Below are 22651 nucleotides of genomic sequence, written 5' to 3'. Positions count from 1 at the left end.
TTGGGCGCGGTCATCCCAGAAGGCTGCGCGGTCAGCGCCGGCCGCCGCCGATGCGGCGGTCGTCGGCCAGTGCGGTAAGCGGGCCGAACTCGCGGGCAAGCTGGTTCCACGTCAGAACCTCGCCACAGCGGGCCGGGAACTCCTTCGGGTTGAACTCGGGCATGGTCCAGGTGCCAGTGCCCCGGTCCCGCAGCCACAGGTCCCCGTCACCGTCGACCACAGTCGGCGGGACCGGTACGGGCTCGGCCTGATCGGTGGGCTCCCAGGTGACCCGGCCCGGGTGGGAAACGCGGCGCAGCTCGGTGGTGGCCAGCCGCGCGGCCAAGTCACGGGTGGACTCTTCGGCGTCCTTGACCGACGCGAGTCGGAATGCGTCATCAAGTACGGGCAGGGCTGGATTCTTGCTGCGCTTTGAACTCATACGCTGACTACCTCCGGTGGGGGGCGTCACATCCGTTATGGCACCCCGTAGAGGAACACGGTATCCGAGGCGGGAGCCGGGCCGGCTACGACCACTGTCCAGGTGGAGGCGCTGGCACACCGGGCGGTGGGGCTAGGTGGTGAGCTGGTCCTGGACGTGGCGCAACCCGCAGCTAATGGCACCGGACTCGCGGCGCCGCTTCCGTCGCGCCCGCGCCATCACCTGCTCCAGGTACGGGAAGCCTGCGCTGGGGCAGCGGGTGGCGGGAGCCGGGAATGGTGGGGCGCGGGCGGCCGATCCTGCGGCGGGGGCGGGGGCGGGGGCGGGGGCGGGGGCGGGGGCGGGGGCGGGGAACGAGCACGATGAACCCTTCCGCGTCGGTGGAGTGCACGTGGATGCGCCCGCCGCCCCTCAGGTACGGGGCGGCGGGCGCGGGTTGAGCGTGTAGGCCGGTCGGCCTGTCCGGGCACCGGCCCGGCCGCCCGAATGCGGGGCGCTCGGGCCGGTGGCAAGGCAGGGCGGTCGGAGCTGGGGTCAGAGGGCAGCGGAGAGGACGCCGAGGACGAGGGCGGCCGCGCTACCGAGGACGAGGGCGGCGCCGGCCGAGGCCCAGAAGGGGTGCCCCGTGCCCTTGGGGCCGCGAAGGTCGCTGAGTCCGTCCGCGATGCGCGCGTGCATCGCGATCAGCGGGCCCAGGGCGGCGTACCAGCGGCCGAGGCGGTCGACCTGGCCAGCAGCTTCGTCGTCGGGTATGTGCGCGTCGTGAAGCGCGAGGCGGTGGGCGTCGCCCACGGCGGCCAGGTCGTCAAGCTGATGGACGACGGGGCTGGTGGTACGGCAGACGGTGCAGCGGTAGACGTAGCGGCGCACGGGCTTTGTCTCCTGGAGGCTGAGGTTTTGGGCAGGACAGTGCGACGCCCCGCCGGGAAGGGTCTCCGGGCGGGGCGCGGGGGCGTGGACTATCGGGGATGTCTGCAGGGCTAGGGCCTGTGTGATGTTGTGATCAGTAGGCCACCTTCAGGAGGTCGTCGATCCAGATCATTGAGGCGCGGAGGTGGAGGCCGGCGAGGTAGCTTTCGGGTGCCTTGTCGTAGCGTGTGGCGATGCCTCGCCAGGCCTTCAGTTTGTTGATCAGGCGCTCGACGATGTTTCGTTCCTTGCAGAGAGCGGTGTCGTGGCTGACGGGCCGGCCGCCTCGTGGGCCCTTCTTCTTCCGGTTGGCGGCCTGGTCTCCGGGATGACTACCTTGATACCGCGTTTGTGCAGGTAGGCGCGGTTGCCGCGGGATGAGTAGGCCTTGTCCGCGGCGACCGCGCCGGGCCGGGTGCAGCCGACGGGCAGACGGATCCGCACCTTCTTGAGCACTGGGATGAATTGCGGGCTGTCCGCGGCCTGTCCGGCGGTCAGGATGAAGGCGAGTCCCTGTCGCCGAGAGGCGGCTGCTGCTCCAGCTGTTCCTGCGCGCGCCGATCAGCGCCGGCCCGGCCGCATAGCCGACCGACGGCACCCTTGTTGAGTCACCGCGTCCCGTCTCCGGGTCCAGCCGCCGAGCGCGCGGCACGGCTGGGCCGGTTCGGCCACCGCCCGGAGAACGTCCGCGCAGCGGGGCCGCCGGGCCCCGTGCACGGAACTAGATGCGCGAGTTGCGCAGCGACTGCCACACGGCGCCGGCCAGCGCCCGCGTCGCCCGCGGGAACGACAGATGCTCGTGCTCGCGGTACAGGGCCCAGTTGTATGGCACGAGCGACAGCTTGTTGGAGGACAGCGATCCCGTCTGGTGGGCTCTGTACACCGCGAGCGGCTCGGCCAGGCCTCGGGCGTCGAAGCCGTCCCGCATGATCGACAGCCAGAGGGCGTAGTCCTGGCGCTTGCGCATTTCCGGCATCAGTCTCGTGCCCAGGACATTGCGGTCGTACATGGCGGTGAGAGCACCGATGTGGTCCTGGAGCAGCATCGCGCGGTAGTCCACGTGCTCCCGCGCGGGGACCACCCGGCCGTTCGGGACCCAGCCGGTGCTTTCACCGTCGTAGTCGGCGTCCATCTTGTAGTACGAGGTGAAGGTCAATGGCGCCTCGGCCTCCGCGGCGAAGGCGAGCTGGCGTTCGGTCTTCTCCGGCAGCCACATGTCGTCGCTGTCGAGAAAGGCGATGTAGTTCCCGCGGGCTCGCTTGATCGCGAGGTTGCGGGCCCGGCCCGCACCGCCCCGTTCGGGGGCCGACTCCGGCAGGACACGCTCGTCCTGCGCCGCGAACTCGCGGAGCAGGTCCATGGAGCCATCGGAGGACTGATCGTCGGTGATCAGCAGCTCCAGGTCGCTGTGGGTCTGCGTGAGCACCGACCGGACCGCTGCGCTCAACGTCGCTGCCGAGTTGTACACGGGCATCACGACAGACACCAAGGGCACAGCGCTTCTCCTTGCCAGACCAGAAATGACGGTCCATTCAAGCACCGCAATTGAGCAGGAGCTGCCATGCAGATTGTTGTCGCTGGTCAGGGCTACGTAGGGCTTCCGCTGGCCGTACGTGCCGCAGAGGTGGGTCACCGGGTCGTCGGCTACGACGTGGATCCGCACCGCGTCGAGCAGCTCGCCGCCGGCGATTCGTACGTGGGGGACGTGGCCTCCACGCGGCTCCGCGCGGTGCTGGACACCGGTGCGTACTGCGCGACCGCCGACGCCGGTGCGCTGGCCGGCTACGACATCGCGGTGATCACGGTGCCGACCCCGCTGCGGGAAGGCGTGCCCGATCTGACCTACATCGAGACCTGCGCCCGGACCCTCGGCGAACATCTGCGGCTCGGCGCGACCGTGGTCCTGGAGTCCACGACGTATCCCGGCACCACCGAGGAACTGCTGCTGCCGATCCTGGAGGAGACGTCGGGCCTCAAGGGCGGGGTGGACTTCCGGGTCGGGTTCAGCCCCGAGCGCATCGCCCCCGGGAGCAAGCGGTGGCCGTTCGAGGGAACACCGAAACTGGTGTCCGGAATCGACCCCACGTCACTCGAAATGATCAAGGAGTTCTACGACGGCATCTTTCACACCACGTTGCCGGTGTCCAGGCCCAAGATCGCCGAGCTGGCCAAGCTGATCGAGAACACCTTCCGGCTCGTCAACATCTCCTTGATCAACGAGCTGGCGATGCTGACCGACGGCCTCGGCGTGAACATCTGGGAGGCGATCGACGCTGCCGACACCAAACCGTTCGGCTTCACGCGGTTCACCCCGGGGCCGGGAGTCGGCGGGCACTGCCTGCCCGTCGACCCGCTGTTCCTCGCGTGGAAGATCCGGGACCACCTCGGCGTCCCCTTCCGGTTTGTGGAACTCGCCGACGATGTGAACCGGCACATGCCCGACTACGTCGTCCAGCGTGTCGTGGCAGCACTCGACAACCGTGAGGTCGCCGTGCCCGGAGCTCGGATCCTGCTGCTCGGCCTGACCTACAAGATCAACGCCACCGACCTCCGCAACTCACCGTCGGCACGGGTCGCCGAGCTCCTGACCGGCCTCGGCGCTGACGTCCGCGGCGCCGAACCCAACATCCCCGACGGCGTCGGCACCGAGCTGACCGTTCGCCGCGTGGAGGCGACCCCGGAGGAGGTCGCGGCCGCCGACGCCGTGGTGCTCCTCATGGACCACGCTCGATTCGACCTCGCGATGATCCAGCAGCACGCGGTCTGGGTTCTCGACTGCCGAAACCGCATGTCCGGCGCGAACGTCGAGGCCCTCTAACCACTCGCGACTTCCCCGGACCGGGCCCGCCTCTCCATCCCCAGGAGTTCTCTTGCGCGACGAATGGGAGCACGCCCACACGGACTACACCGTGCCCGCGCAGCGTCGCAGCCCTGCCTCGCTGACCGACAGCGAGGGCGACTGGCGCGACTATCTGGACCACTCGACCCCCAACGGCTGGCTGATCCGGAACAGCGCCATGACCGAGACGCTCGTCAGCGGCAAGCCGATGCACCTGCTGCACGTCACCAGGGGCATCGACGCCATCCGCGCCAGCCGGGAGATACACGTTTCCGCCGGCTGCCTGGTCGGAGCCCTGTACTGCGCGCCTCTCGCGAGCCAGCGCGAGGGACTGCGCCCACACAACCTCGGCGCTTACCTGATGCGGACGAAGCCGTCCACCACGCCCCTGATCTTCGAGGTCACCCCGGATGCCCCGACCCAGCCCAAGGGGATCGACTACCTGCATCTCGGCGCCATCCACCTGCGCTACCAGAGCTACCTCACCCCGGCCGAGACCGACCAGCTCGACGACGCCGTCCTGGCCGGCCTGCGCGCCGCAGCCGCGTTCCTCGACGTCGCCCTGCGCAACGCCACCGGCCACGCCACGCCGGCACCCGACTTCATCGACCAGCTGTCCAACGCCGTGGCCCACGTGCCGTTCCTCGGCTACCTGTACTTCGAGGTGCTGTCCGAGTACCTGATGCTCCACTCCACCACCCCGGAGACCAAGACCTACGCCGCGGCGGGGGAGCTGAACAACTGGATCTGCAAACGGCTCGCCTTCGCCGCCGTGGACGGCATGGACAAGCTGTTCGACCTGACCCGTTTCAACCCGCGCCATCACCGGCTCATCCAGCTCATCGAAGGCCTGGAACCGGATCTTGGCCCGGGAGTCGCCGAGTACGTCCGGCGAAGGCTGTCCCACCTGCTCGCCCGGACCGCACTGGACCCGTCCCAGGACGCGTCAGCCGTCACCTTTCAGGGCGCCGATCTCGGTACCCTCCAGAAAGCCGCGCCTGGACTGATCGGCCAGATGGCATTCCGCGAGATCCGATACATGACCCGTTACGGGCAGCTGTACCACTGCTTCGAGAAAGCCAGGGCCCTTGAGGCATGGGACTACTGGAACAACGAAGGAATCCCCACCCCCTTCAACGGAGTCATCCCCAAGGGAGAAATAGGGATCAATCCTGCCTACCCCCGATCGGCAGTCCGAGTATGGACGGCACAACAAGACAGCAAGGGCTACCTGCACCCGGACGAGGAGATCGCCGCCGTCCTCACCCCGCACCTTGCATCGTGGTGGGCACCATCCCGCCAGCGTGAGACGCACAACGCCACCGACGAATCACGAGTCGAGCTGGCCCCGTTAGCCCGACCCACCGATCCCCACCCGACGGTCACCCGTGGACGGGGTACCCGCATGACCACCAAGCTCCTGAACATCCTGACCGGCATCAACCGCACCTCCGAACCCTCGTCCGGGAGCATGATCCTCGCCAGCGACCTCTACCGCGCGATGCCCGACCACACGACCTTCCCAGGCAGAGAACCGGTCGAGCAGGCATGGAGCGCGGCGTTTGATCAGCTGATCGCCCTCTCCACGCCCAAACGACTCCAAGGCCCGGGCTTCGGCCCCTACGTCGACGAGCTGACGCGTGAGGTCGGTGCGCTCATCGAGAAGACCAGGCCGGATGCCATCCACGCCCAGTACCTCGGTTTCGCTCTCAGCCTGGCCTTCGCACGAACTGCCGGCAGCATCCCGATCATTTCCATCGCCCACGGCCCCGAGGTGATGGCGGCCGAGCGCAACGAGCGGGAATGCGAAACCCTGCATGAAGTTGCCGCCGCAAGCGCCGCGATCGCAGCCCCGACCTCCGCTCTCGCTGACCGCATCGACCGTCTCACCAGACGCCGATTCACCGATCGGCTCACCGTCATCCAGTGGGGCATCCCCTTGAGCCACGTCCGGGGACGCAACCAACCGCCTGACGGAACCGGACCACTGTCTCTCGTCCACGCCGGTCGGCTGGACGACAACAAGTCCACGATCACCGCCATCAAAGCCCTCTCCCTGACCGAGCAGCCACACCACCTGACCGTGATCGGACAAGGAACTCTACGAGAGCACCTGGAACAGCAAGCCATTGAACTCGGGCTCCGAGACCGGGTTCAATTTGATCCGTTCCTGCCCCGCGACGAACTGTGGCGCCGCCTGCCGAACTTCGACGCCTTCGTCTTCACGGCCAGGGGCCTGGAGGCCTTCGGGCTCGTCCTCATTGAGGCACAAGCCCACGGACTTCCGGTTGCCTACTCCGATCTCCCCGGTATGAGGGAAACCCTCGGAAGCGCTGGCATTCCCTACACTCCTGGCGACCCGCGCTCGCTGGCCGTGGCCCTAGACGAGATGGGCCGGGACGCCCACCGGCGCAAGGTGCTGGCCAAAGCGGCTCTCGATAACGCGCGCCGATACGACGTCACCACCACCGGCCGTCAGCTTCGCGAACTGACGCTGCGCGCTGCCTCCTAGCCACCGAGGCCTGATCGCGGTGCGGTCGTAGCAGAGCGCCGGTCAGGTCCGGGCAGAGCAGATCCTCTCCACGCGAGCGGAGCTGCTCCGGCGATGGCCCCGGCCGGGCTGCTCGCCTCGGCGCTTCCACCGGGGGCTGGAACGAGCCGGCAGGCATCTGGGGCGGCGAAACCCGCTTCCGGAGGCGGTCACGCCTTGCGGTCAGGCCTCGGCGACGGAGGCCGCGGCGGTGCGCCGGGCCCTCGGGTGAATCAGGACACCGACCAAACGACTCGTTCTCTCCACCGAGGGGAGCGGGTGTAGCGTCAGCCCACGGCAGTAACTCGACGACGTTCGAAGGCAAAGGACGGGCGAACGCTCTCCTGAACCGCAGGTCACAAAGGGTGCTCTCCGCGCAAGCGGAGGTGAGTCCGGAGGAGGGCGTCTGGGTCGAGGACCCGGACTAGATGATCGATTCCAAGGGATCGTATGGGATGTCAGCTTGGCTGGCGGAATCTCACGGCCGGAGGCCATTCCGTGGCCGACCGGCAACGGAACTTACTTAGACTGGCTGGGCAGCCTGCTCACTCGTCGGAGTGAGCCACACGTGGGACAGATCCTCCATGGACAGTGTCTTGGTGGCGCGGCCTTTCTGCCACTGGTCCGTGCTGGGGGTACGAACGAACCCTTCTGCTATCACGGTCAGTGTTCGTCGTCGAGATGATGAAGCTGTTGAGGGCCTGGGGCGGTCAGCTGCTTCGCTTGACCTGTTGCGCTCAGCCGCTCCGTGGCGGACGCCCCGCTGGCTGCCAGCCGCTGTGTGATCCGGTCGAACAAGTCCGTCAGCGGCGCACCGACGTCCTGGCCGAACTCAGTCAGCCCGTAGGTGACTTGGGGTGGCGTCGTCGGCTCGACCTTCCGCCAGACCAAGTCGTCCTGGACCAGTGCGCGCAGTGTCTGAGCGAGCATCTTCTCGCTGATGCCTTGGATGCTGTCGCGCAGCTCGTAAAACCGAAGGTCGGTGCTCCGCAAGGAGATCAGCACCCAGATACCCCACCTGCTGGTCACGTGGTCGACCACGTCGCGCGCGGGGCAGTCAGTGTGAAACACCTCATACCGATTGCCCGCCTCGGCCTGCGTCAGCTGCGCACCTTCTCTCATGCCCGGAGCTTACCTCTGGGTATGTCCTTACGAAAAGTAAGCATGCCTCCTAGCGTCAATTGCCGTAGTGCACAACGGACTAGGAGCTGAACATGATCGTGGTGACCGGGGCTACCGGGAATGTGGGCCAGCCTTTGACGCAGGCCCTGGCCAAGGCGGGCGAGCGTGTGACGGCGGTGTCACGGCACGCGGCGGCAATGCCGGACGGGGTCCGGTATGTGCCGGCTGACTTGGCCGAGCCGCAGGGCCTCACCCCCGCTTTGGGCGGGGCGAAGGCGCTGTTCCTCCTGCTGTCCGGCGATCTGCATGCCCCCGAAGCCAGGGCGACCGACATTATCGACTTGGCTGCTGCCAGCGGGGTCCGCCGAGTCGTCCTGCTGTCTTCGCAGGGCGTGGCGACCAGGCCGCTCGGCCCGTCGCGGATCGCGATGCGCGCGGTGGAGGACGCGTTGAGAGAGTCCGGCCTGGACTGGGCCGTCCTACGACCGGGCGGCTTTGCCTCCAACGCCTTGGCCTGGGCGGAGTCCGTCCGCACGCACGGGATGGTCGCCGCACCCTTCGGCGATGTCGGTGTTCCGATCGTTGACCCGGCGGACATCGCCGAAGTCGCGGCGGCCTGCCTGCTGGACGACCGGCACACCGGCGGAATCTTCGAGCTGACCGGGCCTGAGGTGATCACGCCCCGTCAGCAGTCGGAGGCCATCGCCGCCGTGCTCGGCTCGCCGGTGCGATTCCACGAACTCACCCGCGAGGAGGCCAAAGCCGCGATGACCCAGTTCGTGCCGCCGGAGCTCGCCGACGACACCCTGGACATCATCTCCGCCCCGAACCCCGCCGAACTGCGGATCAGCTCGGACGTGGAACGAGTCCTCGGTCGCGCTCCGCGCCCCTTCAACAACTGGGTCGCCCGTAGCATCGCCGCTTTTCGCTGAGGCACCATTCAGCTGAAGCGCCCGGGCAGCCTCGTGCGACTACGGCCGCACGGGGCGACCCGAGGGCTTCTCGCCTCAGCGCAGGACCGCGGGCACGGTGTCCTCGGCCCGTTCATCGAGCACGTGCAGCACTGCTTCCAGGCGGGCTGCACCAGCTCGATGCAGCTCTATCGCGAGTTGCTCGCCCTCGGCTACACCGGCGGATACCACGTCGTGAACCGCTACGTGATGGCAATCCGGAAGGGCATTGCGGTCCCTGCACGCTCCGTGGCTCCTCGCCCTCGGGACATCACCTCATGGATCATGCAACCCGAGGAGACTCTCAGCCCCGCGGACGTCGCCCAGCTGGAAACGGTCCGGAACGCTTGCCCGGAGATCGCTTTGGCCTGTGACCTTGCGCGGGAGTTCACGAACATGCTTCGCCACCGTCGCGTCCACCTACTCGAGGACTGGATTCAGAAGGCCGAGCTGGGCGGCCCCGACGCCGTTGGTATCTTCGCCGACTCCATCCGCCAGGATCTCCACGCCGTCACGGCAGGCCTCACCCTGTCCTACAGCTCCGGCATCGTCGAAGGACACGTCAACAGAATCAAAACGATCAAGCGGCAAATGTACGGTCGAGCCTCATTCGCTCTGCTCAGAGCCCGCGTCCTCCTCCAGCCGTAGGCATCACGGAAGAGCGGTCAGAACCCGCTACTTGGCCCTTGTGCGCGATAGATGGCCCGCGCGAGGTGGCAGGCGCACGCTGAGCTGGGGGTTTCTCGGTTCACGATGGTCTGCGGCGTGCAGCCCCCTGATTGCTGGGCCCTCGCCTGAGCGCCAAGCGGCCAGGCCCTCGACCACGTCGCCCGCGCATCTGCCCGCGTTCTGTGCATCGCAGTTGTCCGTCGGGGCCAACTGTCGCGCACAGTCACAGCACCTGTGTCCTGTGTCACCGAACCTTGATCGCATGCCAGACGGGCGCGGCTTCGTGTCATCGAAGTGTGATCACGCCTGGCCGGGGGGGCGACCAAATCAGGCTCCACGGTGCTGGTGCGGCTGCTGTGCCTGCCTGTACGCCTCGCCGCCGGGAGCGCCTGCGGCTTGTGCCTGCGACTGCTCGGCCCACTCCTTGGGTACCTCCTGCTCCATGCCACAGAACGTGCACTGAGTCGCAAATTTCGTTGAGATGGGGAACAGCGGTACGAAGAACAGCGTGAACTTGGTGACGTACTTCCTGACAGTGTGCGCGGCAGGGGTGCCGCAGTGGCGGCACGTCAGCATGAGTATCGCGAGCTGATACAGGTATCCAGCGGTGCCGAAGATGATCATGAGTGGAGTCCTTGAAAGTGAGGCGGAGGAGGCTGGGATGAGGCGGCGGGTGCCCGCTCTCCGTACCGTGTGGTGATTCCATTACGCCCTGGGTGGTGGTCTGGGTCATGGCCCGGAATCACGTGGCTTGACAAAGCCGTGACGAAGACCGGCGGGGACGGTCCGGGCCAGGCCGGGTGGCCGGAGCGGTTGCGGTGTGGGGCAGCCACAGTCCTCGCCGGGTAGCGCCGGATGCCGGTCACACCACTGCCTGTGTCAACGAACCTTGATCATGTGCCGTCGAGGTACGAAGTTCTCGGCTCGGTCAGGCCGGGCACCTGTTCCACGTATGTCCGGCGCCGGCACTGGCTCTGGTCACAGAAGAACCGACGCACGCGGAGACGGGCGATCATCTGCCGGCCGCTGGCGGGCAGCCCGGCAATGTGACGCCAGTACCGGCTGTGACCGCGTGCCGCGGGATGGTGACACATGGGACATGGCCCTGGCGGTCCGCAGCATGCCGCGTCGACCATCACGTTGTCATCCACGACCGTGGCCTGGCGCACTACGACGTTCAGAACCGGACGTTTCGAAGCGATTCCGTCTCCATGACGACGTCATCCCCTGGAGGAACGGTCCTGCAGTCCAGCCTTTCGAGCGCCTGCAGTCAGGGAGCGATTCCCAAGGCGCGAGTGATCGTCTGGACCATCGCTCGCCACTCTTCTGCATCAGTGGTCTCGACCCAGCCCTCGGCCAGCTCTGAACCGTCCTCCAGGACACGACGAAGCGCCCTCCCGGCCTCGGGCCGGAGCGAGATCGGCAAGACGGGCAACGGCTCAGCGGGACCGTCATCAGGATCGATCACTACTTGGCTGCCCGGGATCTGGCAGGCGATGAGGGCGGCAGCGGCAGCGGCAGCGGCAACGACTTCGGCCCCGTCCCCGCCGTCCACGCGCGAGCCGGAGTCCACCACCCTCTGGAAGGTCCTCGTCATCGCCTCGATGACCTGCTCAGTCGACATCCCGGCAAGCCCGTCGACGAAGTCTGCGGCCATATCGCTGTCGACCGGACCGGTCCCCCACGCTCCCATGCACTACTCCCGCACTCAGGACTCGGTGGCGCAAGCATCTCAGCACGCTCTGACACCGCGGAGCAGCGGTACCTGGCAACGCTCGCCGGCTGGCACCATCCCGCGGATGGCGTAGGCATCACGGAACAGCGGTCAGAACCTCGTAGTTGGCCCCGCCGGCCAGCTACGACGCTCAGTTCAGTTCCTGTCCGCTGACGCGCGGGTCAGACGGTCCGGCCGAAGTACGCAGCGAGCCGGTCCGCCGTCGGGGCGTTGCCAGCGGCGGGCTTGGAGGGGCCGAACATACCGGTGGCGGGGCGGACCTCGTCGGGGAATTTCCCGTACCAGCCGGCGAAGGCGGCCTGGACGGCGTCGGAGTCGCCGGTGCGGTCCTGGCCCGTGGCGGTGGCCAGGTCCCAGCCGTGCAGGACGGCCTCCAGCAGGTGAAGGTCCACGATCCGGGGACCCATGCCGCCGCCGGGCAGCGGCATCTGCCGCTCCAGCGCCCCCTCGCCCTGCCAGGCGGCGAGCACCTCCTTGGCACCCTGCGCGTAGACGTCGCCGGGCTGCTAGTCACCGATCTGGTCCCTGGCGAACAGGGAGAAGTCGGGGCCGCCGCCCTGCGCGAACGTGCATCAGCTTGCCATCTCCTGTTGCGATGTTGATTCTAGAGGCGCTCCAGGAGCCTGGAGCCCAGCGGGCCGACCACCGCATTTCGCAAGTTTTTTGGGGGACATGGGTGAATAGTATTCTTGTGCACGTTCCGGGCGAAAAGGATGCTCCCGTCACCCTGGAGCTGGGACCGGGAGCAGTCGCACGTTTTGGTCGCGGTGCGGTGGATCAGCCAGTTGAGATCATGCTGGTGGATTCCGCTGTTCCGCGATTGGCCGGAGAGATACTGGCATGCGACGATCACTGGCAGATCAGCAATTTCAGCAGTTCAGCGAGTTACATCGTCGAGAATCCCGAAGGCGCCGGAGAATATTTTCGTGTCGCCCCCCGGCGTCTCGGTGCGCCCGTCCCCTTCGAGTTCGCGCGGGTGGTGTTGCCGACCCAAGGGAGTGCTCAGAGCTTTCAGGTATTCGCCCCTGCCCACATGTATTGCGATGCGGCTCCGACCTCGCCTGCCGGGGCGGCGACGCTCACGGCATTTCCGCTCGACACGAGCTCCACGTATTTCCTGGTTCTGATAGCGCTGTGCGAACCGCGGCTGCGCGACGTGTCGGTTTCCGCGATCCCCACGACACGGCAGTTGATCGAACGCCTACGTGGCCATCCCATGTGCCAGGACATCACCGAGGCCGGGATCGCCTTTCACATCGACTATCTGGCCCGGAAGAAGCTTCGTGTCCGTCAGCCTGCTTCAGATGGCCTTCGGATGGACGGGAAGCGGGATGCTCTCGTGTCCCTCGCCCTCAGGTTCGGACTCGTGCGTGAGGAACACCTGAGCCTGCTGTCCTCCCGTGCCTCTCAAAGCGCAGGTGGGCTGTGACCGGCGTCGGGCCGCACCAGCCCGAGGGCAGGCCCCTCCCGGTGGGTGACGTACCCGTTCCTGCGGGGTACCGGGTGGGGGAGTGGGAGATCGGAGGATTCCTCGCCGCGGGCAGCTGGGGAAGTGTGTACCTGGCCCGGCTCGCGGGACCGGAGGACGGCGGTGAACCGGTCGAGGCCGCCGTGAAGTTCATGTCCACGGCTGGTCTCGCCCCGCGCCAGGCCAGGGAACTCGCGGAGACCGCCCGTCGCGAAGTCGAGTTCAGCCACGCGACCGACCACCCGTACCTCATTCGCCTGCTGGATACGGCAGTCGTCTCCGATCCGGGCTTGCCCGCACTCGACGGCGCCGTCGCCCTCGTCATGGAGCGAGCGTCCCGCAGCCTGCTGGACGTCTTGTCGGGGAGTTCCGGCGCGGACGCAAACGCGGCCGGCCAGGCCGTGCTCGGCGGCCTGTTGCTCCAGGTCGCGGAGGCGCTCACCTACCTCCATGAGGCCGGCTGGGTGCACGGCGACCTCAAACCCGGCAACATCCTCCTGATGGCGGACGGAACCGCACGCCTGGCAGATTTCGGGCTCGTCTCGCAGATGGAGGGCACCCACGGCTACGCGCCCCCGCTCGGCTCCCCCGACTATCTGCCGCCCGAACGCCGGACCGAACAGCTGGGTGAACGGGGTGTCATCACCCGGCCTGCCACCGACATCTGGGCCTTCGGCGTCACCACGCACCAGATGCTCACCGGCGGTACCTTCCCCTTTCCGGGCTCCACACCAGCCTCCCGCGCAGCGGCAGTCCACGAGTACGCTGCCGGTCGCAGCCGGCTGCGCCTGGCTTCGGACCTGGCACCGGCCTGGCAGGAGATCGTCACAGCGTGTCTGGCAGCCGATCCCGAGACTCGTGCGGCCACAACGATGCGGGCGCTGCTTCCACGTATCCGAGCGGCCGGCGAGGCGACGGCGCCCGTACGCCTCCGTCCCCGGCGGAGGATGGCGGTGGCGGCGGTGGCCGCCGCGACGGTCTCCGCCGCAGTTCTGGGCCCCGCGGTTTTCGGCTGGCCTTGGCACGGTGATCCGGGCCGGCCCGCCGGCGTCGAGATCCACGTGTTCAACATCGACGGCAAGTGCAAAGAGCAGACGGAGCGGCTGCGTGCATGCAGTCTCGGGCTCGCACGCGACCCTCACCGCAAGTACGACGCCGACAACGTGGTCTCTCAAAGGGTTTGGCACGGTGACGTGCTGAGGACCGACTGCGTCGTCAATGACGGCGACCGGGTGGAGGACGAGCTGGGCATCGGAACGCCTCGCTGGTACCGCGTCCGCTTCGATTCGACCCCGGATGGGCGCGCCTGGCTGCCAGCTGTCCGGACACGGGACGATCCGAAGGTGCCTGTCTGCACGGACGCTTCTTCTCCCTAGTTCAGGACTGGTGGGACGGGCAGGCGCCCGAGCCAAGAGACCATGGCTCGGGCGCCTGCGTTCGACTCAGCAGTGGGGAAGCCCGTAGTTTCCGGGGTTCGCGTCGAACTGGGAGCTGGTGTTGAGTGCCACGGCGGGGACGTAGCCGAACATGCCGACGGCGTCGCCCTGGGTCCCGTACCAGGTGTTGTTCCCTCCCTCGTGGTTCCCTCCGTACGTCCAGCAGCTGAACCAGCTGTAGGTGGAGGTCAGCCAGTCGCCGACCTCACTGTTGTAGCCCGGGCCGAAGTGCATCGCGACCTCACGGTTGCCGCACCAGAGCGTTCCGCCGCTCACCCCGCAGCCTGCCGCCTGCGCGGGCGTCGTCGGCACCACCATGGTCAGCGCCGAGGCGAGGCCCAGCAGGGCGAGGGCCAGCGCAGCCTTGCTGCGGGGGCTTCTGCGGATGATGCTCTGTCGGTCCATCGGTTCCTCCATGGGGTTTGTGTAAGAGGTCGGTCGAGAAGGGGTCTCACGGGCGGGGTTCTAGCTTGTTGACCGCGAGGGTGTCGCAGTCCGGGACCCCGGGGATCCAGGCAGGACCCTCGATGTAGATGTTGGTGATCCAGCCGCCGTGTTCCGGCAGGTATGACCAGGCGTCGTTGGTCGTCCCTTCCGAGGTCACCGACTGGCCGTGGACCTGGCAGGCGACGAACAGGGTCGTACCGCCCGGGACGCTCTTCACGAGGCCGCCAGCCGAGGAAGGCTGCGTACGGACGTTGGCGCCGTCGCCCCATGTGCGGTAGCTGCCGCCGCTGGGTCCGCCGATTGCTCCGGCGCACTCGGGGATGCCGGGGATCCAGGCCGGACCTTCGATGTAGATGTTGCTGATCCAGCCGCCGTGTTCCGGCAGGTATGACCAGGCGTCGTTGACCGTTCCCTCAGCGGAGACCGACTGCCCGTGCTTCTGGCACTGGACGTTCAGTCTGACCCCGCCGGACAGGGTGCGCAGCACATTGCTCGCGGTGCTCGGCTGCGAGCGGACGTTGGTGCCCGAGCCCCATGTGCGTACGGTGCCGCCGGCTCCGCCTCCCACGTCCGCGCCGCATTCGGCCACGCCTGGCAGCCAGGCGGGGCCTTCGACGTAGATGTTGGTGATCCAGCCGCCGTGGTCGGGGAGGTAGGACCAGGCGTCATTGCTAATTCCCTCCGCGGGCACCAGCTGAGCGTGCTTCTGACACTGGATCTTCAGCGTCGTCCCGCCGGGTAGGGTCCTCACGACGGAGCCCCACGAGCCGGGAGCCGTGCGGACATTGACCGTGTCCCACGACCGGTAGGTACTGCCTCCGCCGCCTCCCATCGACGGAGGGCATTCGGACACGCCTGGAAGCCACGCCGGACCGTAGAGGTAGATGTTCGTGATCCAGCCCTGGTACTCCGGGAGGTAGGACCAGGCATCGTTGCTGGTGCCCTCTGCGGACACCAACTGGGCGTGCCGCTGGCACTGGACCCGCACGATGGTGTCGCGCCGCAGCGTGGTCACGACGGCCCCGCCGGTCCCGGGGGCCTTGCGGACATTGGCGCTGTCGCCCCACATCACGTAGCTGCCGGCGGAAGGCAGCACGGGCCCCGTCTCCGGACCACGGCCCGCAGCCGATCCGGGAGCCGGGTGCGCTGCGTAGCCCTTGCCCTGCATCCAGCGCGCGACGTCATCGGTGGGAGCGGTCCACTCCTTGTCCACCTGAGCCCAATCGCTGCTCAGTCCACCCCCGCCCCCGGCGGCGCTGTCGACTACGCGGAGCTGGCGTCCGTTGTCGAGGTAGCCAACCACGGTCACGTAGTGGTAGACGAGGCGGTCCGGCCACTTCGGCGGGTGCGCGCCGCTGCGCCCGATGAGGTTCACGACCACCGGATAGCCGTGGTCGATGTTGTAGACCACGTCGTTGCGCCAGGACTCCCGCTCGTACGGCGTGATCTGCTCGCTGATGGTCATGGCGTGGTACCAGTCGGTGTTGCCGAAGCTGTTGAGACCCCACATGATCTGGCGGGACGAGTCCGTTCCACCGGTGTTCGTGGTCAGTACGGAAGCGATCTGGTTCTGGCTGGGGGGAACGGTCTTCAGGCGGCGCTGTAGCGCGGTCTGAACTGCTGCCGGCCCGCAGTAATACGGCTTCTCCTCCCCGAACCAATCGCCGTCGATGTATGCAGAGACCTTGGTGCTGCTTCCTCCGCTGCCGCCGCCGTCGTCCTCGGCATGCGCGTTCAAGGTTGCTGCATAGGTGAGGGCAGCGGTCAGAAAGATCATCATCGCCAGGCGGAAGAGCCTGACGACGGAGGTACGACGCATGGCCTGTCTCCCTTGTCTGTGGGGACAGGTCTACCGAGCCTAAGTTGTACGGGGAACCTACGACCTCATAGGGGCGGCTGCGAGAGTGCTCCTTTCGACCGTGCCATGACCAGCCGAACGGGCATGTCCGTATCGCGTACGCCCGGGCCTCGACTGCCCGCCAGTCGCTGGACACCCAGCTCGACGCGTTCGCCGCGGCCGGGATCGCCCGGGTGTTCTCCGAGAAGATCAGCACCCGGGTGAAGGCCCGCCCGGAGTTGGAGAAGGCCATCGCCCTCGCGTGCGAGCTGCGCGCCGGCGGGGTCCGCGTCACCCTCGTCATCCACGAGCACAAGCGGCTCGGCCGCGGGAGCACGACGTAGAGCTGGAGTTCTTGACCGGCGAGCTGCAGGGTTCCCACGATCCGCACGGCCCGGTGTTCGCGGTGCTGGCCGCGCTGTCCGGCATGGAGCGCGAGTACATCCGGGAGAAGACGCTGGACGGCCAGGAGTCGGCCCGCCGGCGGGGCAAGGCGATCGGCGGCGCAAGGGTGTCCGACCCACGATGCTCGCCATGGCCCTGCACCTGCGGGACGCCGAGAAGCTGAGCCTTGTGGGACATCGCCCCCGGCTCGTCATCACCAGGGGCGAGAAGAAGGGGCAGCACCCCAGTCCCGCGACCGGCCTTCGGATGCTCCGGGACCACGACGACCAAATGGCCGCCGATGCCGAGATGCAGACGCAGCCGACCACGCCGTAGGCCTCGGTGGCGTACCGGTACTGCATCCCGCGATCGTGCCACGCCCCCATCGCCGGGCCCCGCCGCCGACACCAGGGCCTACGGGTGACACCGGAAGAGGTGTTGAACACGTTCAACACCTCTGACAGAATGGCTTCCGGTGAACCTGCCGAAGCAGCGGAGTCGGATCCGCCTGTCCTCGCGACGGGTCGCCACGAGACCGGAGGTGGGCACGACATGGGCCTGATCCTGCTACTCCTCGCCCTGATAGTCGCCCTCGCCGTCGCCCTTGTGGCCCTGGCCGTGATCCTCACGGCGAGCGCGGGCCTGGGCCTCGCGACCGCCGCGGTGAGCCGCAGGCTGCCGCTCTGGGCCAGGATCACGCTGCTGCTGACCCTTGCCGCCGCTCCGGCGGCGGCGCTGGTGAGCACCCTGGACGTCGCGGCCGTCTGGCAGCTGGCCGCTTGGGTGCTGCCGTTCCTCACGACGGTTGCCTCAGGAGCCGCCTGGCTCGCCTTCGAAGCCCACAGGCGCCGCGCGCCCAGGCTCCCGAAGCCGGCATGGCCGGTCCGCCACGCACCGGCCGCCGGTCGCTGAGCACGCACCACTCACCCGCGGTCGTACACGGGGTCCAGCCGAGATACGCGCCAATGGGGCAATGAGTTGATCGCCCGAGGGTAAGACTCCACCCCACCAGTACCGCCTTGCCCAAGGTCATCACAGCGACGATTACCCCGGCCAGTTGCCGGCCCTGTCCTCCCGAAGCTGCCACGAAGTGACAAGTAGCTCTCTGTAGCAATCCGGGGTGGGCTTGTCCGGGTTTTCGATCTTTCCGGATCCTTGAGAAGCCGCTCGGCGACGTTGGCCGGTCACGAAGACCGGAGGGAGTGCGGAGTGCGGCAGGAGTGGGAGCCGGAGGACTTGATCGAGGTCTGGACGCTGTTTGGAGGAGGACCAGGAGCGGCTTCGGAGCAAGTCGGGGGCGGCGAACCGGCTGGGCTTCGCACTGTTGCTGCAGTTCTTCGGCTTCCGAAGAACTGCCGAGAAACACGGAACGGACCGGGGCGCCCCATACGTTGAGCAGGGCGGGGCCACACCGTGCGCACCCGACGAGCACCGAAGGGATGGGGGACGCGTGCCGCAACGGAGCCGCTCCACGCGCCTGGCCGCGTCCGCGCTGACCCTCGTCGTCACCGTCCTCGCGCTGTTCGTCCAGGCGGCCGGGGCGCAGGGCATGCTCATGCCCGCCGACAGGCCGCTCGCCCACCACACGGTGGCGGGGCACGCAGGACAAGGGGCAGGACCGGACGACGTCCCCGCGCTGCATCTCGCGGTCACGAACCGACCTGACGCCCACATCCCGGGCCCGCAGCCTGCGGGCCCCGCGCGTACGGCCGTCGACACGGCCCCGCACCGCGCACTGGGCGGGCCCGACACGGGCCCCGCCACCGCACTCGCGCCGCCGCGCAGGCCGGCCGAGTCCGCCGCCCCGCGCGGCCCGCCCCACCGATGAGCACGCAGACCGTCATCGACGCCTGACCCTTTTGACCCGGCGCACACCGCGCGGGGCCGGTCACGCGTCCCTCCGTCCTGCCCTCATCGTGGAGTACGCATGTCTCGCGCACCCTTGTCCCGCCCACCCTTGTGGAGGGCGATCATCGCGCTGGCAGCCGTCGCGCTGTCCCTCTGCATCGCCCTCACCCAATCCGCCCGCCTCGGCCTCGATCTGCGCGGCGGCACCCAGATCGTCCTGGAGACCCGGGACTCACCCACCGTCAAGGCCGACGCCGCATCCACCGACCGGGCTCTGGAGGTCCTCAGGCAGCGCGTCGACGCCCTCGGCGTCTCCGAACCCGGCATCGCCCGCTCCGGCGAGAAACGGATCATCGTCGAACTGCCTGGAGTGCAGGACCCACGCAAGGCCGCCGAGGTCATCGGCCGCACCGCACAGCTCACGGTCCACCCGGTGACGGGGGCGACGGCCGACAAGGGCTCCGCGACGCCCGAGGCCGACGGATCGCGCACTCTGCCCGACCCGGACCAGCCGGGCAACCACCTGAAGCTGGGCCCCACCGCCCTCACCGGCGAGGGGGTCGAGGACGCCGAGGCGGTCCTGGACCAGCAGTCGCTCAGCGGTTGGATGGTCTCCCTCGACTTCCGCAAGGGCGCGGGCGACACCTGGGCGAAGATCACCTCGGACGCAGCTTGCGCGCCTCAGGGCGCTCCGGAACGCCGCGTCGTCATCACCCTCGACAACAAGATCATCTCGGCGCCCGGCGTCACCGCGGACGTGGTGTGCGGGACCGGTATCACCGGCGGCTCCACGCAGATCAGCGGCGGCTTCGGCCGGGCCGAGGCGCGCGAGCTGGCGGCGCTCGTGAAGGGCGGCGCGCTGCCGGTGCCCCTCGACGTCGTGGAGCAGCGCACGGTCGGCCCGACACTCGGCGCCGACGCAATCGAGGCGAGCACCAAGGCCGCGCTCATCGGCATCGCCCTGACCGCACTGTTCATCACCGTCGTCTACCGGCTCCTTGGCGCGCTCGCCGCCTTGGCCCTCGCGCTGTACGGCCTCATCTCGTACGCCGCTCTGGTGGCGCTCGGCGCGACGCTCACGCTGCCGGGGCTCGCCGGGTTCGTCCTGGCGATCGGCATGGCGGTGGACGCGAACGTCCTGGTCTTCGAACGGGCCAGGGAGGAGTATCTGGGCGTCCGTTCCAAGGACTTGGCGAAGCCCGTGAAGACCGGCTTCGCGAAGGCGTGGAGCGCGGTGATCGACTCGAACGTGACGACGCTGCTCGCCGCGGGATTGCTGTTCTTCTTCGCCACGGGCCCGGTCAAGGGCTTCGGGGTCACCCTGTGCATCGGCGTCCTGGCATCGATGCTCACGGCGCTCGTGATCACCCGCGCGCTCGCGGACTTCGCCGTCGCCCGCAGCTTCGTACGCAAGCGCCCCGGTCTGACGGGCATCGCCTCGACGGGCCGAGTCCGCACATGGCTGTCCCGCCGCAACCCGAACCTGGTCCGCCACCGTCGCCGCTGGCTCGGCGCGAGCGCACTCCTGGTGGCGGTGGCCGTCGCAGGAATCCTCATCCGCGGCCTGGACTTCGGCGTGGAGTTCACAGGCGGCCGCCTCGTCGAGTACAGCACCAGCAGGTCCGTCGACGCGGACACGGCCCGGAACGCCGTGTCGGACGCGGGGTTCCCGCGCGCGGTGGTGCAGGAGTCCGGCGACGGCGACATCACCGTACGCACGGAGAGGCTCACCGACGACGAACAGCAGCGCGTCAAGGCGGCCTTGGAGGAGCCCGGCGGAACCGTCGCGGTGGAGCGTGACGAACAGATCGGCCCGAGCCTCGGCAGTGAACTGCGCCAGAAGGCGCTCCTGGCCCTGGGCATCGCGGTGGCCGCCCAGCTGATCTACCTCAGCGTACGGTTCCGCTGGACCCTGGCGGCAGCGGCAGTCTCTGCAATGGTCCACGACGTCCTCCTCGTGGTGGGCCTGTTCGCCTGGCTGGGCAGGCCGGTGGACAGCGTCTTCCTGGCTGCGCTGCTCACGGTGATCGGCTACTCCGTGAACGACACGGTGGTCGTCTTCGACCGCGTCCGCGAAGCGCGCCGCCGAGACCCCCTTGGCGACCTGGAGAAAACGGCCAACCACGCGGTGGTCCAGACACTCCCGCGCACGGTGAACACGGGTATGGGAGCCCTGTTCATCCTGACCGCATTGGCGGTACTGGGCGGCGACTCGCTGGCGGACTTCTCCGTGGCGCTGATCGCGGGCGTCCTGGTCGGCATCGCCTCGACCATCTTCACCGCGGTCCCGATCGCGATCGCCCTGGAACACCGCAACCCGACACCCCCACCGGCACGGGACCGCCGCGCCGCGAAGGAAGTCCCTGACGGGTACAGCCCGTCGGAGGCGCGGAGGAAGAAGGAGAGGGGGACGGGGGCGGTCGTCTGAGCCCGCAAGGACGGCCCTGAGGCCGAGGGCAGCCCGGTACCTGCAGAACGGGATCGTCGACCTCCGGGCGGCGCTGCGAGCGCTGCCCCCGTTCCGCGTCGGCTACGACCGCTAGGCGGGTCGTAGAACCACCATCAGCCGGGGTCGAACCTGATAGTCCCAACAGGTCCGACCCCGACTGAACTGTGTTCTCGGAGGGGCTCGGTCAGGTCAGGCCGACGGAGGCGTTGTCGTCCCAGCCGTCCTCGCGCTGCATGGAGCGCGAATGGCGGGCCCGGCCGCCCTGGTCGGCGATGGCGATGGCGTCCTTGCCCTTCTTGCGGCCGGTGGAGGCGAGGCCGATGCGCAGAGAGTGACCGGTCCAGGAGATCGGCACGCCGGCGCGGGTTGAGATGCGCTTGACGGCGCGGGTGACGCTGTAGGGGACCAGGCCGCCGGTGATGTGGCCGTGCTGGTCGATGCCGACGAAGGCCGGGGTGGAGGGGCCGGCCCACCGCGGGCCGTGCTCGGCGACCAGGCGCTCGCGGTAGGCGGTGTAGGCGCGGACCGGGCAGATTTCCGGGTCCTGGGCGTAGTCGATCTTGGCGTTGCGGACGGAGTACTTGGTCTTGCCGGTGAGCACGGCCACGACCAGGCCGCGCGGGTGCAGGGTGACGTCGCCGCTCTGGAGGCCGGCGGGGTCCTGGGAGCGCGAGGCGTAGTGGAAGCCGGTGAAGTCGAGCGCCTTGTCCCGGTCACCGGCGAGGGTGTCGGGGCAGGAGCGGGCGATGGCGTACAGCCCGTCGATGTCGGCGCCGACCGCCTGGCCGCGGCCGCGCCGCTCCCCGGCCTGCAGGAGCCTGACCTCCAGCCCGGCCAGCGCCTTGCGGGCTGCGGCCTGGTCGTCGCCGCTGACCGCCACCCCGCGCTGGCGCAGGCCGATGACAACGGCGGCAAGGTGGGTGTCGGCGGAGCTCGGGGCGTAGCCCGTCCCGTTCTGCCGGCCCTCGCGCAGCATCCAGGCCACGAAGGCGACCAGGGCGCCGCGGGATCCCTCCCGCTCGGGCAGGCCGGCGGCCGCGCAGAACCGGGTCCACACCCGCCACGACTTCGTGTAGGTGTCCAGGGTGTTGTGTCTCCGTGCTCCGGGTCCCCGGCCTTCCCCTGCCAGTCGGCGAGGTTGTGCCGGGTGGTGAGGGTGTGGGGGTGGTCGGGGCCCAGCACCCTCACCGTTCGGGCCCGGTGTCGTCGGCGATCCGGCAGCACCATGGCTCACCACCGCGGTCCTGACCCGGCCTCCCCCTGCCAGTCGGCGAGGTTGAACCGGGGTGGGCGGCCCGCCGCGCCGGCTCCCTCGAGGAAGTCGAGATCAACGACGTGCTGGACCTGGAGTTCGGCTTGTAGGGCCGTACCCCGAACGAGAGCGAGCCTGGACCGTTGTGACTGAGCGCTTCAGTTGGCGAGTGAGCGGCCGATGTGGCGAACCTTGTGTGCTCAGCTGCGCTCGTAACGTGCCAGCGTTGCGCAGGCCCTTCCACGCCTTCGAAAACTCTAGTGAGGAACAGGTGGGCGGCGGTGACGATGCTGACGCGCCGGTGCGCCTCTCCGGCGCTCCGCACCGTCACAGATGGAGAGGGGCCCGTGTCGAG

The 22651-nt window shown here is 68.5% G+C and carries 22 protein-coding genes and 1 pseudogene; 11 read left to right on the top strand and 12 right to left on the bottom strand.

Features of this window, described 5'->3' with window-relative positions:
* Window positions 1–31: 31 nt before the first annotated feature.
* The 4 genes and pseudogenes from OG472_RS02995 to OG472_RS02980 all read right to left on the bottom strand — a co-directional run bounded on the left by OG472_RS02995 (window position 32) and on the right by OG472_RS02980 (window position 2825).
* Window positions 32–421 (bottom strand): hypothetical protein, encoded by a 390-nt coding sequence (locus OG472_RS02995; RefSeq protein ID WP_079403197.1) that lies wholly within the window; start codon window positions 419–421, stop codon window positions 32–34.
* Between the two features lie 534 nt (window positions 422–955).
* A complete protein-coding gene (locus tag OG472_RS02990; RefSeq protein ID WP_401614442.1) occupies window positions 956–1291 on the bottom strand; it encodes a hypothetical protein in 336 nt (111 codons plus the stop codon).
* A gap of 133 nt (window positions 1292–1424) precedes the next feature.
* Window positions 1425–1840: pseudogene (locus OG472_RS02985) on the bottom strand (transposase); the annotation flags it as partial.
* 211 nt (window positions 1841–2051) lie between these two features.
* Window positions 2052–2825 (bottom strand): glycosyltransferase family 2 protein, encoded by a 774-nt coding sequence (locus tag OG472_RS02980; RefSeq protein ID WP_405827529.1) that lies wholly within the window; start codon window positions 2823–2825, stop codon window positions 2052–2054.
* 66 nt (window positions 2826–2891) lie between these two features.
* On the opposite strand from OG472_RS02980, the gene OG472_RS02975 reads away from it, so the two are divergent.
* Together OG472_RS02975 and OG472_RS02970 are read left to right on the top strand one after the other, a co-directional pair.
* Window positions 2892–4148 (top strand): nucleotide sugar dehydrogenase, encoded by a 1257-nt coding sequence (locus OG472_RS02975; RefSeq protein WP_405940840.1) that lies wholly within the window; start codon window positions 2892–2894, stop codon window positions 4146–4148.
* 52 nt (window positions 4149–4200) lie between these two features.
* On the top strand, window positions 4201–6681 hold the full coding sequence (locus OG472_RS02970; RefSeq protein ID WP_405940839.1) for a glycosyltransferase family 4 protein: 2481 nt from the start codon (window positions 4201–4203) through the stop codon (window positions 6679–6681).
* A gap of 681 nt (window positions 6682–7362) precedes the next feature.
* On the opposite strand, the gene OG472_RS02965 is transcribed toward OG472_RS02970, so the two are convergent.
* Window positions 7363–7821, bottom strand: a complete 459-nt coding sequence (locus tag OG472_RS02965; RefSeq protein WP_405827524.1) for a winged helix-turn-helix transcriptional regulator — start codon at window positions 7819–7821, stop codon at window positions 7363–7365.
* 92 nt (window positions 7822–7913) lie between these two features.
* Between OG472_RS02965 and OG472_RS02960 the strand changes: the two genes are divergently transcribed.
* The gene (locus tag OG472_RS02960; RefSeq protein ID WP_401614451.1) at window positions 7914–8753 is read left to right on the top strand and encodes an SDR family oxidoreductase; all 840 of its coding nucleotides are present in this window, start codon (window positions 7914–7916) and stop codon (window positions 8751–8753) included.
* Between the two features lie 159 nt (window positions 8754–8912).
* Window positions 8913–9419, top strand: a complete 507-nt coding sequence (locus tag OG472_RS02955) for a transposase (RefSeq protein WP_405827522.1) — start codon at window positions 8913–8915, stop codon at window positions 9417–9419.
* Between the two features lie 348 nt (window positions 9420–9767).
* Here the strand turns inward: OG472_RS02955 and OG472_RS02950 are convergent, their stop codons facing one another.
* The 4 genes from OG472_RS02950 to OG472_RS02935 all read right to left on the bottom strand — a co-directional run bounded on the left by OG472_RS02950 (window position 9768) and on the right by OG472_RS02935 (window position 11645).
* Window positions 9768–10064: a zinc-ribbon domain-containing protein gene (locus OG472_RS02950; protein ID WP_401614288.1), complete on the bottom strand. Its 297-nt coding sequence runs from the start codon at window positions 10062–10064 to the stop codon at window positions 9768–9770.
* A gap of 269 nt (window positions 10065–10333) precedes the next feature.
* A complete protein-coding gene (locus tag OG472_RS02945) occupies window positions 10334–10576 on the bottom strand; it encodes a transposase family protein (protein ID WP_405834753.1) in 243 nt (80 codons plus the stop codon).
* A 134-nt stretch (window positions 10577–10710) separates the two neighbouring features.
* The gene (locus tag OG472_RS02940; RefSeq protein WP_405827520.1) at window positions 10711–11133 is read right to left on the bottom strand and encodes a DUF4259 domain-containing protein; all 423 of its coding nucleotides are present in this window, start codon (window positions 11131–11133) and stop codon (window positions 10711–10713) included.
* Window positions 11134–11336: 203 nt separating this feature from the next.
* Window positions 11337–11645 (bottom strand): hypothetical protein, encoded by a 309-nt coding sequence (locus tag OG472_RS02935; protein ID WP_405827518.1) that lies wholly within the window; start codon window positions 11643–11645, stop codon window positions 11337–11339.
* A 206-nt stretch (window positions 11646–11851) separates the two neighbouring features.
* Between OG472_RS02935 and OG472_RS02930 the strand changes: the two genes are divergently transcribed.
* Window positions 11852–12604 carry a serine/threonine protein kinase gene (locus OG472_RS02930; protein WP_405834752.1) on the top strand — a complete coding sequence of 251 codons (753 nt, stop codon included), beginning with the start codon at window positions 11852–11854 and terminating at the stop codon, window positions 12602–12604.
* Window positions 12601–14019: a serine/threonine-protein kinase gene (locus tag OG472_RS02925; protein WP_405940838.1), complete on the top strand. Its 1419-nt coding sequence runs from the start codon at window positions 12601–12603 to the stop codon at window positions 14017–14019. The genes OG472_RS02930 and OG472_RS02925 overlap by 4 nt, the downstream gene beginning before the upstream one ends.
* 66 nt (window positions 14020–14085) lie before the next feature.
* Here the strand turns inward: OG472_RS02925 and OG472_RS02920 are convergent, their stop codons facing one another.
* The gene (locus OG472_RS02920; protein WP_405940837.1) at window positions 14086–14484 is read right to left on the bottom strand and encodes a hypothetical protein; all 399 of its coding nucleotides are present in this window, start codon (window positions 14482–14484) and stop codon (window positions 14086–14088) included.
* 46 nt (window positions 14485–14530) lie between these two features.
* The gene (locus tag OG472_RS02915) at window positions 14531–16345 is read right to left on the bottom strand and encodes a C39 family peptidase (protein ID WP_405940836.1); all 1815 of its coding nucleotides are present in this window, start codon (window positions 16343–16345) and stop codon (window positions 14531–14533) included.
* A gap of 77 nt (window positions 16346–16422) precedes the next feature.
* On the opposite strand from OG472_RS02915, the gene OG472_RS02910 reads away from it, so the two are divergent.
* From OG472_RS02910 to secD, 5 genes are all read left to right on the top strand, one after another.
* A complete protein-coding gene (locus OG472_RS02910) occupies window positions 16423–16707 on the top strand; it encodes a recombinase family protein (RefSeq protein ID WP_405943132.1) in 285 nt (94 codons plus the stop codon).
* A gap of 190 nt (window positions 16708–16897) precedes the next feature.
* Entirely contained in the window at window positions 16898–17083 is a 186-nt protein-coding gene (locus OG472_RS02905) for a hypothetical protein (protein WP_405940835.1), read from the top strand.
* A 216-nt stretch (window positions 17084–17299) separates the two neighbouring features.
* On the top strand, window positions 17300–17659 hold the full coding sequence (locus OG472_RS02900; RefSeq protein ID WP_405827513.1) for a hypothetical protein: 360 nt from the start codon (window positions 17300–17302) through the stop codon (window positions 17657–17659).
* A 538-nt stretch (window positions 17660–18197) separates the two neighbouring features.
* The gene (locus OG472_RS02895) at window positions 18198–18575 is read left to right on the top strand and encodes a hypothetical protein (protein WP_401614272.1); all 378 of its coding nucleotides are present in this window, start codon (window positions 18198–18200) and stop codon (window positions 18573–18575) included.
* A gap of 99 nt (window positions 18576–18674) precedes the next feature.
* A complete protein-coding gene (gene secD, locus OG472_RS02890; RefSeq protein ID WP_405940834.1) occupies window positions 18675–21023 on the top strand; it encodes a protein translocase subunit SecD in 2349 nt (782 codons plus the stop codon).
* Between the two features lie 205 nt (window positions 21024–21228).
* Here secD and OG472_RS02885 read toward each other — a convergent pair whose 3' ends face one another.
* Window positions 21229–22101, bottom strand: a complete 873-nt coding sequence (locus OG472_RS02885) for an integrase (protein ID WP_405940833.1) — start codon at window positions 22099–22101, stop codon at window positions 21229–21231.
* Between the last annotated feature and the right edge of the window lie 550 nt (window positions 22102–22651).

It is taken from the genome of Streptomyces sp. NBC_00207, assembly GCF_045160965.1.
Lineage (GTDB): Bacteria > Actinomycetota > Actinomycetes > Streptomycetales > Streptomycetaceae > Streptomyces.
This window is presented reverse-complemented; position numbering and strand designations above follow the sequence as displayed.